This is a genomic window from Streptomyces phyllanthi (genome assembly GCF_009377205.1).
In the GTDB taxonomy this organism is placed as follows: Bacteria; Actinomycetota; Actinomycetes; order Streptomycetales; family Streptomycetaceae; genus Streptomyces; species Streptomyces phyllanthi.
In genome coordinates, this window is sequence record NZ_VJZE01000202.1 from 1 (window position 1) to 15164 (window position 15164).

General features: G+C 67.6%; 8 protein-coding genes and 1 pseudogene. 1 reads left to right on the plus strand and 8 read right to left on the minus strand.

Annotated features, from left to right (window positions below; translation table 11 throughout):
• Positions 1–502: 502 nt before the first annotated feature.
• From FNH04_RS25425 to FNH04_RS25450, 7 genes are all read right to left on the minus strand, one after another.
• Positions 503–2317, minus strand: a complete 1815-nt coding sequence (locus tag FNH04_RS25425) for an ABC-F family ATP-binding cassette domain-containing protein (protein WP_152788062.1) — start codon at positions 2315–2317, stop codon at positions 503–505.
• A gap of 237 nt (positions 2318–2554) precedes the next feature.
• Positions 2555–4696: a peptidase domain-containing ABC transporter gene (locus FNH04_RS25430; protein ID WP_152788064.1), complete on the minus strand. Its 2142-nt coding sequence runs from the start codon at positions 4694–4696 to the stop codon at positions 2555–2557.
• The gene (gene lanM, locus FNH04_RS25435; RefSeq protein WP_194236810.1) at positions 4693–7698 is read right to left on the minus strand and encodes a type 2 lanthipeptide synthetase LanM; all 3006 of its coding nucleotides are present in this window, start codon (positions 7696–7698) and stop codon (positions 4693–4695) included. The genes FNH04_RS25430 and lanM overlap by 4 nt, the downstream gene beginning before the upstream one ends.
• On the minus strand, positions 7656–7814 hold the full coding sequence (locus FNH04_RS46685) for a class II lanthipeptide, LchA2/BrtA2 family (RefSeq protein WP_194236811.1): 159 nt from the start codon (positions 7812–7814) through the stop codon (positions 7656–7658). Before FNH04_RS46685 ends, lanM begins: the two co-directional genes overlap by 43 nt.
• Positions 7815–7910: 96 nt before the next feature.
• Positions 7911–10889 (minus strand): type 2 lanthipeptide synthetase LanM family protein, encoded by a 2979-nt coding sequence (locus tag FNH04_RS25440; protein WP_152788068.1) that lies wholly within the window; start codon positions 10887–10889, stop codon positions 7911–7913.
• A 90-nt stretch (positions 10890–10979) separates the two neighbouring features.
• Entirely contained in the window at positions 10980–11147 is a 168-nt protein-coding gene (locus FNH04_RS25445; protein WP_152788070.1) for a plantaricin C family lantibiotic, read from the minus strand.
• A gap of 150 nt (positions 11148–11297) precedes the next feature.
• Entirely contained in the window at positions 11298–12035 is a 738-nt protein-coding gene (locus FNH04_RS25450; protein WP_194236812.1) for an AfsR/SARP family transcriptional regulator, read from the minus strand.
• 872 nt (positions 12036–12907) lie between these two features.
• Between FNH04_RS25450 and FNH04_RS25455 the strand changes: the two genes are divergently transcribed.
• Positions 12908–14518: a S8 family peptidase gene (locus FNH04_RS25455; protein WP_152788074.1), complete on the plus strand. Its 1611-nt coding sequence runs from the start codon at positions 12908–12910 to the stop codon at positions 14516–14518.
• A gap of 88 nt (positions 14519–14606) precedes the next feature.
• Here FNH04_RS25455 and FNH04_RS25460 read toward each other — a convergent pair.
• A pseudogene (locus tag FNH04_RS25460) lies at positions 14607–15164 on the minus strand (acyltransferase family protein); the annotation flags it as partial.

The following is a 15164-nucleotide window of genomic DNA, read 5'->3' on the forward strand; positions in this document are numbered from 1 at the left end:
GGGCCGGGTTGCTGCGGCTGGCCGTACGGTCCCGGCTGCGGCGGTGGGGGCGTCTGGGGTGCCTGTGGGTAGCCGTATCCGGGCTGGGGCTGCGGCGGGGTCGGAGGCGCCTGCGGTGGCTGGTTCGGCGGAGTAGTGGGCGGCGGCCCCTGCGGTGGTTGCCCCTGCGGTGATTGCCCCTGCGGTGGCTGGCCCTGTGGCGCGCCGAAGCCTTCCTGCGGTGGCTGATCGGGCGGCTGAGTCATCAGCGCCTTCCCCCTGTTCGCTGCTTTTGAGCCACCCGCGTCACGCGTGGTGTTGATCCTCAGTCGGCTCTCAGTCGTTACTCAGACGGCCCTTTCTATCACTGCGACGCTCTCACGCACGGGGCCGGTCGCTCCCCTGTTCCCAAGGGAGGACCGGCCCGTGATGCCCTCGTTACGCTCCTTCACGGCCCCTTCACGAGACGCGTGTGCCGTGAGGGGTACGCCGTTCGGAGGGGGCCCGCAACAGGCGCCAACGCCTACGCGTCTTCCGCGAGTTCAAGCCACCGCAGCTCAAGCTCCTCGCGCTGCCCCGCCAAGTCCCGCAGTTCCGCGTCCAGTTCGGCCACCTTGGCGAAGTCGGTCGCGTTCTCGGCGATCTGCGCGTGCAGCTTCGTCTCCTTCTCGGAGATCTTGTCCAACTGCCGCTCGATCTTCTGGAGTTCCTTCTTCGCGGCCCGCGCGTCGGCCGCGCTCTTCTCCGGTACGGCCTTGTCGGGGGCCTTCTGTGCGGCGGGCGCCGAGGCAGCGACCGCCGCCTCCATCGCGTGGCGCCGCTCGATGTACTCGTCGATCCCGCGCGGCAGCATCCGCAGCGCGCCGTCACCGAGCAGCGCGTACACCCGGTCCGTCGTCCGCTCGACGAAGAACCGGTCGTGGGAGATCACCACCATCGAGCCGGGCCAGCCGTCGAGGAGGTCCTCGAGCTGGGTGAGGGTCTCGATGTCGAGGTCATTGGTGGGCTCGTCGAGGAAGAGGACGTTCGGCTCGTCCATGAGCAGGCGCAGCAGCTGCAGCCGCCGGCGCTCACCGCCCGAGAGGTCGCCGACCGGCGTCCACTGCTTCTCCTTGCCGAAGCCGAACGTCTCGCACAGCTGACCCGCCGTCATCTCGCGGCCCTTGCCGAGGTCGACCCGGTCGCGGACCTGCTGCACGGCCTCCAGCACCCGCCAGTTGGGGTCGAGTTCGGCGACCTCCTGGGAGAGGTAGGCGAGCTTGACCGTCTTGCCCACGGCGATCCGGCCGGCCGCGGGCTGCTCCTCGCCCCCGGAGCGGGCCGCGTCGGCGAGGGCGCGCAGGAGCGAGGTCTTCCCGGCGCCGTTCACGCCCACCAGGCCGAAGCGGTCGCCGGGGCCGAGCTGCCAGGTCAGGTGCTTGAGCAGCACCTTGGGACCGGCCTGGACCGTCACGTTCTCCAGGTCGAAGACCGTCTTGCCGAGCCGGGAGCTCGCGAACTTCATCAGCTCGCTGCTGTCGCGCGGCGGCGGCACGTCCTTGATCAGCTCGTTGGCGGCCTCGACGCGGAAGCGCGGCTTGGAGGTGCGGGCGGGGGCGCCGCGGCGCAGCCAGGCCAGCTCCTTGCGGACCAGGTTCTGGCGCTTGACCTCCTCGGTGGCGGCGATGCGCTCGCGCTCGGCGCGGGCGAAGACGTAGTCGGAGTAGCCGCCCTCGTACTCGTAGACCGTGCCGCGCTGGACGTCCCACATGCGGGTGCAGACCTGGTCGAGGAACCAGCGGTCGTGGGTGACGCAGACGAGCGCGGAACGGCGTTCGCGGAGGTGGTTCGCCAGCCAGGAGATGCCCTCGACGTCGAGGTGGTTGGTGGGCTCGTCGAGGACGAGGATGTCCTGTTCCTCGATGAGCAGCTTGGCGAGCGCGATACGGCGGCGCTCGCCACCGGAGAGGGGGCCGATGACGGTGTCGAGGCCCTGCGGGAAGCCGGGCAGGTCGAGGCCGCCGAAGAGGCCGGTGAGGACGTCCCTGATTTTGGCGTTGCCCGCCCACTCGTGGTCGGCCATGTCCCGGATGACCTCGTGGCGGACGGTGGCTCCGGGGTCGAGGGAGTCGTGCTGGGTGAGGACGCCGGCGCGGAGACCGCCGGAGTGGGTGACACGGCCGGTGTCGGCCTCTTCCACCTTGGCGAGCATGCGGATGAGGGTCGTCTTGCCGTCGCCGTTGCGTCCGACCACGCCGATGCGGTCGCCTTCGGAGACGCCGAGGGAGACTCCGTCGAGCAGGGCGCGGGTGCCGTACACCTTGCTGACGTTCTCGACATTGACCAGGTTGACGGCCATTTCTCTCCTGACGCGGGGGCGATCGATCCTCCAGGGTAATCGGCCATGCGAACGGCCCGCTCGGGACCGCGCGCCCCGACGTCCTCCGGGCCGTCCCGGTCGGCGGAGGTCCCGCGATGCACAGGGGGCAGGTGCTCGTGCCCCCTGTGCGTTCGGTTCGACCCCGCACGTTCGGTTCGGCCCTGTGCCTTCAGCAGGAGGACGTGTCCGATGCGGCTCGAATCGAGGCCGAGACGGCTACTGGACGGTGGCCAGCTGGCTTTCGAACATGGCGCAGTAATGGCCGTTGAGCGCGCACAGCGCTTCGTGAGTTCCGCGTTCGATGATCCGGCCGTCTTTCATGACGAGGATCTCGTCGGCGTCCATGATCGTGGCGAGTCGGTGGGAGATCACTACGCTCGTGCATTCCTGGGTGCGCAGGAAGTCGCTGATCCGGGTCTCGTTGAGGATGTCCAGTGAACTCGTCGCTTCGTCCAGAACCAGCACCCTGGGTTTCTTGGCGAAGGCGCGCGCCAGGGCGATCCGCTGGCGCTGCCCGCCGGAGAAGTTGGCGCCCAGCTCTGACACCAGGGTGTTGTAGCCCATGGGCATCTGCTGGATCTCCTCGTGTATCCGCGCTGCCGTTGCCGCCGCCTCCACGTCCGCGACCGTTATCTCTTCGTCATCCATGGCGATGTTCTCGTGAACACTCTTGTTCTCGAGAATTATTTCCTGCGGTACGTAGCCGAAAGAGCCGTAGAAGGCCTTTCTCTCGTAGTCCTCGGCCAGGTTTCCGTCGTACGTTATTTCCCCGCTTGTCGGCGTGTACAGGCCGGACAGGATCTTGCCGAGGGTGCTCTTGCCGCAGCCGGACTGGCCGACGATCGCGATCTTCTGGCCCGGCATTGCCCGGAAGGACACGTCCTGCAGGATCTGTGGGCTGGTTGCGGTGTAGGAGAAACCGACGCCGCGTACGTCGAGCATGCCGTCCAGGCAGGCTTTGATCCCGTGGGCGCGGTCCGGTTCGGGGTCGGTGTGCACGATGTCCTGGATCCGATCCAGGTAGGAATCGACCATCAGGAACTGGGTGTAGGTGCCGAACACCGACGACGCCAGGCTGAAGAAGGTCGCGGAGATGGCCTGGAAGGCTACGACTGTGCCGATGCTGATCGTGCCACCGCGGTACAGATGCATGCCGTAGAGCAGGATTCCGAGAGGGGCGACCACTCTGATCACGGCCACCACGCCGTCGATCCTGCCTTGCAGCAGACTGCGGCGGGCCAGCCGCGTCAGGCTTCGCTCGTACACCTTTCGCCACCGCGCCAGAAAACGGTCCTCGGTTCCGGACAGTTTCAGCGAGACGATCGAGAGCACCGCCTCCATCTGCATCGACTGCGACTTGCTCAGCTCGGTGTTCTCGTTGCGGACCGACTCGCCGACGCCCTGCCGGTTCAAGATCAGCGTTGCCATGATCACGCCGAAGAACGCCAGCGCGACCAGGCTCAGCTCCCATGACTCCAGCAGCATGTATCCGGCGATGAACAGCAGCATGCCGAGGTCGAACACGCCGCCCACCAACTGCGCCGAGACGGTGTCCCGGATCATGTTCACGCTGCTGAGCCGGTACATCAGCTCGCCCGGTGACCGGGTGCTGAAGAACTTGTAGGGCAGCCTGAGCAGCCGGCCGAACGTATCGGTCATCACGATCCGGCCCAGCCGTACGCTCAATCTGGTGGTGATCCAGACGCGCGACACCGAAACCAGGTAGTAGACCAGCGCACCCAGAACGAGTGCGAGAACGATCAGGTACTCGATCGACGGCAAGCGCCCGGTCAGCTGTGCGTCGACGATGCGCCGGGTCAGGATCGGGACGCCCAGGACGGCGCCGTACAGCGTGGTGGAGAGCAGCAGGATCAGGCCGATCAGCGACTTCGACGCGAGCAGCGGCCGCAGGAAGTTCAGCCAGGGCGACGGCTGCGGCGTGACCGCGCGGACCACGTTCGCCGTCTCCGTCGCCACCAGCACGATTCCGGAGAACGAGTCGGCGAACTCCTGGATGGGCAGCCGGGTCCTGCCGACGGCCGGGTCGACGATCGTGACGAAATCCCGGCCCACGTTCTCGACCACCACGAAGTGGTACGACTCCCAGTAGGCGATGAACGGCGCCTTCAGTCCGCGCATGCCGGGGATGTTCGTCCGGAACAGCTTCGTCTCGAACCCGCGGGTGTGGAGGATCTGTCGGAGCTGGCTGAGCGACACGCCGTCCCGGCCGACCTCGATCTGGCGCCGCAGCGAGAACAGCGACTCCTTGATGCCGTGGAAGTGCAGCAGCATCAGCACGCAGCACAGCCCGCACTCGGTCTGGGTCAGCTGCAGGATCTGCGGAATCCGCCCCTTCATGCGGACCGCCCCCCGGCCGGCTGGCGCAGGCCGAACAGCGGTGCCGAGGGCAGATCCGGCATCCGCAGCGTCAACGCGGTCTGGGCGAGCCCGGAGAGTCCGAGCATGAAGGTCGGCAAGCCCGTGCTGTGCGCGAGGCCTCCCCGATATCCGGTTTCCGGTATCCGTGCGAGCACTTTCGCGAAGCTCTCGCGCAGGGCGAGCTCGCGACGCTCGTCGCCGGCCAGTCGGCATGCTCGCACCAGTGACTCGTACTGTCCGGCCAGGCCGTGGCACAGGCTGATGTCGTGGTTCACCGACCAGACACGATCGTGCACGGCGTCCACCATCGGCATGAACGCCGTGGAGACCTCCTCGCGCGTGTGTCCGAGATCAGCCATGATCTGCGTGCCGGCATGCAACAGGCCCGGAACGCCCTTGCACCACGACATGTCCGACGACAGATCGTTGCCCGTGACGAATCCCGTCGGCGGCAACCTGTCCAGAATGCGTGCCAGGCCGTCCGCGGCGGCGGAGGACAGCGCGCTGTCGGCACGAACCTTCCCGATCCGTGCCATCGCCAGGTAAAGGCCGAGATCACCGTGTGCGAGCCGGCCTGAGGGCATGTCGTCCTGACGTGCACGGTCGGCCAGGCGCGCGCCGATGTCTGTCAGGATCTTCTCCAGCTGTGGCAGCTCCCGCTGCTCGTACAGGTTGGCCAGCACGACCCCGGCGCCGGAGAGTCCACCGACGTAGTCGTCCTCGGTCGTCGCCCGGATGTCCCAGTGGGAAAGCAGGCGGAGGTGTTCGTCGCGCCGCTGCGCCAATTTCTCACCGGGAAGCAGCGCCGCGAGCTCGCTGTACAAGTAGACCGACGACGGCAGCCCGGAGAACGCGCAGACACTGCCGAACATCGACTTGTCCTCGACAGCCGCCGCGAAGGCCGTGCGGGCGTACCGTTCGTCTCCGGTGATGTCGGCCATGGTCGCCAGGAAGAGAACGGACCCGCCGTCCTGGTACAGCGAGAAGTCGTGCCGGTTGAGCATCACCCTGCTCTTGTCCAGCATCCTGGGGCTCACCCAGGTGCAGTTGCGGCCGGCACCGTCCCACACGGCGATGTCGCACAGGTAGTCCGCGACCGACTCGGCGAACTGCGTGGTTCCGGACTTGGTGAAGAAATCCGTTACGTGGGTCGGGGAATCCTCTTCGCAGCGGTCCCAGGTGTCGTCTGTCGACGCCAGCACCGCGTGGTGGATCATCATCCGGTTCTCGAGTGTGGAGGTGCCCACCGCGGTGTCGAACCGGGTCAGCACCTGGTCGCGCAGCGTCGACGTGTAGTAGTCCGAGACGAGCCCGACTTGGTTGCCCAGCACGGATGTGCCGCCGAAGGGACAGGTGAAGTAAGGCACGTCATTGGCCAGGAGCGCTTCGAGCTCCGCGTCGAGCACCGCCTGTCCGACAGCCGGATCCGAGTGCCGCAGCGGCGGGATCTTTGCGAACAGGGCGCGCCTCGCCTGCTCCGTACCGAGATAGGACGGGTGACTGGCGGCTTCGAGGAAACGGGCGTAGATGCCGGTGGGACGCAGCACTTGACGCACCGGCGCACCAGCCAGCTGCGGGTCGGTCAGGACGTCACGGATCTCCTCGTACCGGGAGCGCAGTGCGGACATCCCCGCTTCGAAGCCCTCGACCAGCTGCCCGACATGGTCCTGCAGCCGGGCGGACTGTCCGTCCACCATGGGCACGTTCTTCGCGGCCGGGCGCTGCAACGGGATCTTCTCGAACCTCACGGCGTCGGTTCCCGGATGGGCGATGCGGTAGGTGTTCCACGTTTCCGACGGTCGTTCCCGCGGATTCCCGAGTCCGGACATGTCGATGTCGAACAGCTCACCGGCGACCCGGGCGGGCAGCAGCATCGTGCCCATCACCGAACCCTGGAGTTTGCGGGCGAACGCGGCATTGAGCGTCTGCTCGGTGTGCCGTGGGAGGTGCTGGACGAAAGTCTCCAGATCGATGATCAACGGTTCGTCGGCCCGAGCGATCAGGTTCTCGAAATGCATGTCGGTCGAACCGATCGCGGAGAACAGGCCGAGCAGCACACCGGCCCGGAAGAAGAAGCGCTCCACCTGTTCGCCCGAGGACTCGCCGGTGTCTTCGACGTACTCGTGCCAGCCGTGGCCGTCGCGGGCGACGAGACGCGGAAAACGGATCGCGTGCGTCGCGGGCAACTCCTGGTTCACCATGCCGGCGAGCCGGGCCATCACCGATTCGGGGCAGCACGAGCGTGGTTTGTAGACGATTTTCCGCTCGCCGGTCAGCTCCACTATCAGGACCTTCTGGCCGCCGTTGTGCGAATCCCCGGTGGAGCACTGGATCGACGAGATCCTCACGTCCGGCGGGACACCCAAAGGCCTCAGGTCGGCGTGGTCCGCAGCGAAGGCGGCCAGAGCCGTTTCCAGCAATCGGACCCGGTTGCGCACGGTGTCCTCGATGAGTCCGTCCAGCACCGGATAGGAGGCCAGTATCCGATCGGTGCCGTCCGCGCCGAGGTAGCGTGCGAACGCCTCGTACCGGGCCGTCGATTCCGGTCCGCCGGCCGCAACGCCCAAGTCCGTCGTGTAGAACTCGTGGATCACCGTCCTGACGCACAACTCCAGCAGCTGACCCAGCAGATCCTGGCAAGCCGCGTCCACCGCCGTGTCCACGTCCGCCAGCAGGTCGGTCCGGTTGGCGAACCCGGCCCGTAATTCCCTGTCGAACCGCCGGAGAGCGGGCAGGTAGAACTCGCCGAAAATGCCGTGCCGTGCGCGCACGGCACGTTCCGCCGATCCGCCCACCGGGCCAGGCCCGGCTTTCACGGTGTGATTTTCCGTCTCAATCGCCATTGTCCATACTCCCCAATATCGGAAACCGGCGGCGAGTACCACCCGGGGATCAGAGGGATGCCGCCCGGTACGGTCGAGCGGCATCCCCCCGCTCATCAGCAGCTCTTGGTGCACGCAGTCGTCGGGCAGATCAGCCACGAGAGGGTCACGCACGCCCACGACGTCGTGCCGCCGAACTTCTCGCCGTCCACGATGGCTTCCAGCTCGGCCTCCTCGACGTAACCGGTCAGGCTCTTGATGTCGTCGTCCTTCATGATCATCTCCCAGTGATTTGTTTGTTCCCATGCGGCACATACCGCAATAACACGGTGGTTTCCGTGGGGTCGGGTCGCCGGAATCGGCGAAATGGATCAGCGGTCGAGCCACAGGACCGCGGGCACACGGTCCGGGTCGAGGGACCGCAGCAAGCCGTATCCGACCGAAGTGGTTCCGGCCATCAGGCTGTTGGAATAGGTGTACTTCGAGTACCGGTTGTTCTCCTGCGTCGCCGTGTAGCAGTCCAGGAAACGGTCGTGTGCCTGGTTCAGCTCGCGTTCGAGCGCCGGGTCGCCGCTCACCCGGCAGGCGAAGCCGAGGATTTCCAGATTGCCCATGTCGCCGTGGCAGTAGGTCAGCGTCCTGCCGAAACCGTTCTCGATCGTGCGGGACAGGGCGATGCCGAACTGGTTCTCGGTGCGCGCGGGAACCGGTGCCCCGGAACGAATGAGCAGGCTCAGCCCGAGCAGGATGCCGGGACTGCCGTGGCACCAGGTGTACGACATCCGCTGCCGGTCGGGCGAGGTGTACCAGTCGGTCCCGCTCTCATCAAGCATGGTGAACTGCTTGTCGAACAGTGCCGCCACGTCGGCGCGCAGCTCGCTTTCCCGGTCCGGCAACACCGTCGCGAGGTCGGCCAGGTAGGGGTAGATCCCGGCGACGCCGTGCGCGAAGCCACTGCTCAACCGGTCCGGATCGAGACCGGGGTAACGGTTCTTGAGGCCCTCGTACGCCGCGACCGCCAGTTCCAGAGCCCTCGGGTCGCCATCGATCCGGTGCAGCGCCAGCGCGATCGCCAGTACGCCGGCCATGCCGTCGATCACGTCCACCGCGGGATTGCGGTGAAGTTCGGCGCGTAGCAATGCCGTGCCGTCCAGCGCCGCGCCCGTGATGGCCTTGTCATCGAGCACCAGTCCGGCGTGCGCCAGACCGTAGAGGATCCCAGCGGTGCCGGTGAAAGCGCCCGTCGGAAGCTCAGCGACCGGAAACGTCCGTGCCGCGATCTGTTCCGCGATCGGTTCGAAGATCTTCCTGGCCGCGTCGGAGAAGCGGGACTTCCCGGAGATTCCACCAAGATGCGCCAGGAACAGACCGACGCCGCTCACGCCGCAGTACAAGTCGTATCCCAGTGCGCCCGGTGTCCACAGTGTGGGGTTCACCGCCGTGAACAACGGCGCGCACCAGGTCGGCAGGCGGGAACCGCCGGATGCCTCGACCATGGTCGCCAGCAGCCCGTCGCCCAGCTCGACGGCCTTGGCCAGCCGTTCGGCCGATCCGGTCGGCGTGGGCAGCGACCCGCCGATCGTGAAGCCGGTGAACCCGGCCTCCGGTGGCAGCTTGTTCAGAAACGTGGTGGCGATCAGCTTGCACTGTTCGTCGATCACGCCGGCACTCAACGAGTCCAGCTTGTCCAGAACGGATTCCAGCGGGGTCTGGGCCAGCAGTCGGCCCAGTGACGCGCCCGTGCTGTCGAACAGCTCCCGGCTGTCACTGCGTGCGGAGAAGTACGGGACTTCACCGCGGCTGAGGTCGCGGTGCTCGCCACGGGTGATCTGCTGTGGCCCGCCGCCTCGGCCGAGACCCACTCGGCACAGCACCATGTTGCGGGCTGTTTCGTCGCGCAGCAGATCCGGGTGTGTCGTCATCTCGAGCAACTGCGCGTAGAAATAGGTCGGATTGTGCAGGTGGCGAATCTCGACACGGGCGAACAGCCGCTGGACCAGCTCCCTGAACTCGGCCCGATGGGCCAGCACCCACTCGCACACGAGCCGGAATCCTTCGGTGACCGCGTCGAGTACCTCGGTCGCGTTGCCGGCGTAGTCCGACGCGTCCGGCACCAGTTCGCTGGCTCGCAGCACGGGTTGCTCATAGGAGAGATACATGTCGTCACGGCCCGGGTTGTTGAGCGTCAGCCGCTTGAACGGGCCGGTCTGCCCTGCTCCGAAACCCATTCCGCCCACGTCGACTCCGGCTCCGCCGGCACCCATCACGAGCATCGGCAGGATGCCGGTCGAGCTGACCGACCGGTCCAGGGCCCGCTCCACCAGCCGCATCGCGCTCTGCCGGCCGTCCTCGGGAAGAACCGGCCGCAACAACGTCTCCAGGTCGATCAGGACCGGCGAACCCTGGTGGCAGACCAGGTTCTCGTAATGGATGTCCCAGCCGTTGAGCAGATGGAGCAGGGCGGCGTGGTGACCGATCCGGCGGTAGTACTCCACCTGTTCGGCCGGCTCGCCGAGCCGGTCGTAGCTCAGATGCTCCATCCAGCCGTGCCGGCCGGAGCACAGGACTCGTGGCGCCCGCAGCCGCAGACCGAGTTCGCGGTTGAGCCTGCCGAGCAGCATCCCGAACCGCTGGTCGATCAGCAGTGATCTGGGTTTGAACACCAGCTGATAACCCGACTCGAAGCCGAGGACGGCCACTGATGCGCCGTCCCGGTGCCGGTCGCCCTGGCCGAAGTCGAGCCTGACCAGCGGCCCGGCTTCAGCCAGCATGGGAAACGTCCGTGTCAGGCCGTCCCAGTCCGCCTCAGCGGCGTCGAACAGCCTTCGCAGCGCCGTGGCGTGGTTCGTGGCCACTCGCCGCACATCGGCCAGCAGCAACGGATAACGCTCGGCGAACGATCGCCGGTACTCGGCCGTGGCCATCCGGCCGAGGAAATCGGCGTACCGCGCCTCAGGGGTTTCTCCGGCCAGTTCGCCACGCCGGCTCGCCGTGTGCAGATCGATGATGACAGCGCGCATCGACAGGTCGCCCAGCGATACCAGCAAGGGCATGAGCACCTTGCCGGCAGTGCGGTCGTTCTGGGCGAACAGGGTTGTGGCACTGACGATCCGGACTATGTCGTTCAACGTGCCGGCAACGAAGCCGGCCGGGAAACAGGCCAGGGGCGCGGTCGAGCCGATGTCCGCCAGAATTCTGGACAACTCGGCCGAGGGCTCGTCGAGAAAATAATCGTCCGTCCGCGGAAGGTTGGCGTCAATCCGGTGTCCCCAGGTCGATTCGACCAGGTCAGCGAGTTCGCCGGACGTGTGGATCTCGGGAAAATACATGCCCCAGTCGGTCAGTAGCATGATGTCCTTCTTCGCTGCTGCTCGAATCGGAAAGGGCGCCGGACCATCCGGTCGCGCGGAGGTGGATCCCCGCGCGACCGGCGAGGCGACTCAGCGACACCAGTTGATGCACTCCACCGTCACGGTGCAGAACTGGCCGCTGTTGCCGAGCCACGTGCTGATTCCGGCGACAGCACCGCCGTTGAAGTTCACGCTCTGGTCCTCGATCTGCTCGAGCACACTGACCGCGGGATCACTCGTCTCCTGCTTGTGCGCCATGACACCCTGCCTTTCCGGCTCGGTTCTTCCAACGCATTCAGCTTGTCCGTGCCGCGTGGTACGAGCGTGGTATCCGCGTGGCACGGGCGAATCCGTCCAACGAACCCGTCCCATTTCGAAGTTGTCTGGAGACGGTCCGCATCCGGTTCGCTACACGGGGGCCGGCGCCGGTTTCCCCAGCAGAATCCGCTGGTGCAGCTCGCGCAGCTGGCCGCACGGGTCGACACCCAGTTCGTCGGCCAGAACCTCGCGGCATTCCGCATAGGCCGCGAGTGCCTCGGCTGCCCGGCCCGCGCCCTCCAGCGCGCGCATCAACTGCGCCCAGAAGGTTTCCCGGATCGGGTTCTCTTTGACCAGATGGCGCAGTTCGGCGACCACATTCGCCGGGTCGCCGCTGCGCAGGTCGTACTCGATACGGCGCCAGACGGCGTCGAGATACTGTTCCCGCAGCGCGGGACCGATGTCCCGGTGCAGTGAATCACTGGAAACGTCACAGAAGGCCGGACCGCGCCACAGCGCCAGCGCCTCCCGCAGCAGCCTTGCTTCCTCAGCGCTCCCGGCCAGCGGGACCGCCCTGGTTACCAAGGCACTGAAACGGTGCACGTCGACATCTCCCGGAGAGATCTCAAGGCGGTATCCGTGCTGGGTGGACGTGATCGCCGATTCCCCGGTGGCCACGTCGAGCAATCTGCGCAAGCGCTTGACGTACCCACGTATCGTGGTCCGGGCCGAGGGCGGCGGGGCGCCGTCCCACAGCCATTCCGCGATCTCCGTCATCGACGCCGTTCTGCCGGGGCGCAGCGCGAGCCCGCAGAACAGGGCGCGAAGCTTGCCTTGTGGCACGGCAACGGATTCCCCGCTCGGCCGCCTGATCTCGAACGTGCCCAACAGCCGAATCTCACAACGAAACATGGTTTCCCCAGAGTGGGAGTGGTCAGGGGTCGATGTCGCCGAAGCCCCTCTCCGTGAGCACGTGAAGGCCTGGCGGAAATAGCGTCCGGTCGGCCTCGGAACATGACTCACAAGCACATCTGCGAGGCCGTCAGATGTCTTCTCTCTGATTCCTGAGCCCGGTGGCAGTCTTCGAGCTGCGTTCAAGGTGCGTCGAATGCCGCGGCTCTCGACCGGCCGGGCCGCACAAAGCCTGCTGGTGTGGACCGGCCAGGGCAACAGGGGTGTTCCCGTCCCGGACACCAGAGCCTTGTCCGGCCTGGTCAGCGCCTTGTCCGGACCTTGTCCGAGCCCGGTGTCGCATGGCGTGAGGCGGGATCCTCGTCCTGTGCCGGACTGCTGTCCCGTTGCCGTGACGTTGCGAGGGCATGGCGAACATGCGTGGGTCTCCTTCTCCCGGTGGTCGCGCCGCCTCCGTGCGGCGCGTGGTCCCCGGTCGTCGAACGGCCGGCCCGGTCCGGCCCGATCCTGCGGGCCGTCGTGCGCTCACGATGTCGCAGTGGTCGTGGGGAAACCTTCGGAAAGTCTTGAATCGGGCTTGGAGGCAGTGGTCAGCGGCGTACGGACCGAGGTCGGGTGATCAGGACCAGGCGCTGGGGGAGGGCAGGTGGCAGCGCGGCACGCCGCGGTGACCGGACGCCCGGTCACACCCCCACACCCGTACGGCGGACGGCACCCTACCCGGACGTAGGGTTTCCCCTCATTGACGTGATCCCGTCAAAACCGTCACCTTTTTGGCCACAGGACCAGCCACCCCCCACCCGCAGTGCCCACATCCGTGCACGTCCGATGAGAGGGGAACCATCCCCATGTCCGTGCCGCACTCCCCCACCCCCCGGTCAGCCGGCCGCCGCAGACGCGGCGCCCTCGCCGCCCTCGTCTCCGCCGCCGCGCTCCTCACCGTCGGTGCCGCGACCGCCGCCCCCGCGGTCGCGGCGCCCGCCGAAGGCGTGATCCAGGGCGCCGACGCCGCGGATGCCGTCAAGGACAGCTACATCGTCATCCTCAAGGACAGCGCGCCCTTCCGTGCCGCGTCCGGCAAGGGCAAGGCGGTCGCCACCCGGTACGGCGCCGAGGTGACCCGTACGTACAAGAAGGCCCTCAACGGGTACGCGACCGAGATGACCGAGACCGAGGCCAAGCGGCTCGCCGCGGACTCGGCCGTCGCCAAGGTCGTGCAGAACAAGACCGTCCACATCAACGACACGCAGACCGGCCCGACCTGGGGCCTGGACCGCATCGACCAGGCGGACCTGCCGCTCGACTCCGCGTACACCTACCCGGACAGCGCGGGCAGCGGCGTCACGGCGTACATCATCGACACCGGTGTACGGATCACCCACACCAACTTCGGCGGGCGTGCCTCGTACGGCTACGACGCGGTCGACAACGACAGCACGGCCCAGGACGGCAACGGGCACGGCACGCACGTCGCGGGCACCGTCGGGAGCACCACATACGGTGTCGCCAAGGCCGCGAACATCGTGGCCGTGCGCGTGCTGGACGACGACGGCTCCGGTACGACGGACGGCGTGGTCGCGGGCATCGACTGGGTGACCCAGAACGCCCGGTTCCCGGCCGTGGCCAACATGTCGCTCGGCGGCGGCGCCGACTCCGTGCTGGACGCGGCGGTCGCCAACTCCATCGCGGCGGGCATCACGTACGCGGTCGCCGCGGGCAACGACAACGCCAACGCCTCCTCGTACTCCCCGGCCCGCGTCGCCTCCGCGATCACCGTGGGCTCCTCGACCAGCGCGGACGCCCGGTCGTCGTTCTCCAACTACGGCTCGTCGCTCGACATCTTCGCGCCCGGGTCCAGCATCACCTCGACGTACAACACCTCGAACACCGCCACCTCGTCCCTCTCCGGTACGTCGATGGCGTCCCCGCACGTCGCCGGCGCGGCGGCCGTCTACCTCGGCGAGAACCCGAGCGCCACGCCCGCCCAGGTCTCCACGGCCCTGACCTCGGCGGCCTCCGCGAACACGCTCACCAGCGTGGGCACGGGCAGCCCCAACCGGCTCCTCCAGATCACCCCGAGCGGTGACGGCGGGGACGACGGCGGCGACACGGGCACGAGCTTCGAGTCCACGACCGACGTCTCCATCCCCGACGCTGGCTCGGCCGTCTACTCCCCGATCACCGTCAGCGGTCAGTCCGGCAGCGCGCCCAGCGACCTGTCCGTGTACGTCAACATCGTGCACACCTACCGCGGTGACCTGGTGATCGACCTGGTCGCGCCCGACGGTTCGACGTACCGGCTGAAGAGCAGCAGCTCCTCGGACTCCACGGACAACGTCGACGCCACGTACACGGTCAACGCGTCGAGCGAGACGGCCAACGGGACCTGGCAGTTGAAGGTCCAGGACGTCTACAGCGCGGACACCGGTTACATCAACAGCTGGAAGGTGACCTTCTGAGCCGGCGCTGCCGCTCCGAACGCAGCTGAACGAAACCGTGCGCCCCGGGGCCGACCACCCCGGGGCGCATGTCGTACCGGCCGGCGCCCTACGAGGCCGCCCGCCCCGCCCGCTCGACCAGCAACCACCCCGCGAGCGTCATCGCCACAGCCACCGGAGCCGTCACATGGACGGCGATCAGCAGCGCCGTACGGCCCTCGAGCAGCCCGCCGAACCCGACCATCGACAGCCCCAGCACACCGAAGAGGCACAGGGTGACTCCGAGTGCGGCGGCGGGACCGGAGTACGTGGCCGACCTGCGCGGACCCCGTTGCGCGGGGAGGCCGGCCGACCGTACGGCGGGCTTCTCGAAGGTGCGGAAGGCCGCGACCAGCGCCGCCGTGAGCACGGCCGCCGCGGCGATCCGCAGGGGCACCTGGGCCCACCACTCCCCCGTCGCGGGCCCGGGCAGCGGGACGTCCAGGGCGAGGAACGCGCCGTACACGCCGAGCATGGCGGTCAGGTGCCACAGGAAGGCCGTCATGGAGATGCCGTTGGCCGCGACGACCGTCCGCCACACGCGGGGCCGCTCCAGCCGGCGCGCGACCGGCGCCCGCAGCAGCTCCACCGCGCCGACCAGCCAGAGCCCGTGGCACAGCAGGGCGAG

Excerpts from the sequence above, each read along its gene's own strand:
- FNH04_RS25425 (WP_152788062.1), bottom strand. The coding sequence starts at position 2,317 with ATGGCCGTCAACCTGGTCAATGTCGAGAACGTCAGCAAGGTGTACGGC.
- FNH04_RS25430 (WP_152788064.1), bottom strand. The coding sequence starts at position 4,696 with ATGAAGGGGCGGATTCCGCAGATCCTGCAGCTGACCCAGACCGAGTGC.
- FNH04_RS46685 (WP_194236811.1), bottom strand. The coding sequence starts at position 7,814 with ATGAAGGACGACGACATCAAGAGCCTGACCGGTTACGTCGAGGAGGCC.
- FNH04_RS25440 (WP_152788068.1), bottom strand. The coding sequence starts at position 10,889 with ATGCTACTGACCGACTGGGGCATGTATTTTCCCGAGATCCACACGTCC.
- FNH04_RS25445 (WP_152788070.1), bottom strand. The coding sequence starts at position 11,147 with ATGGCGCACAAGCAGGAGACGAGTGATCCCGCGGTCAGTGTGCTCGAG.
- FNH04_RS25455 (WP_152788074.1), top strand. The coding sequence starts at position 12,908 with ATGTCCGTGCCGCACTCCCCCACCCCCCGGTCAGCCGGCCGCCGCAGA.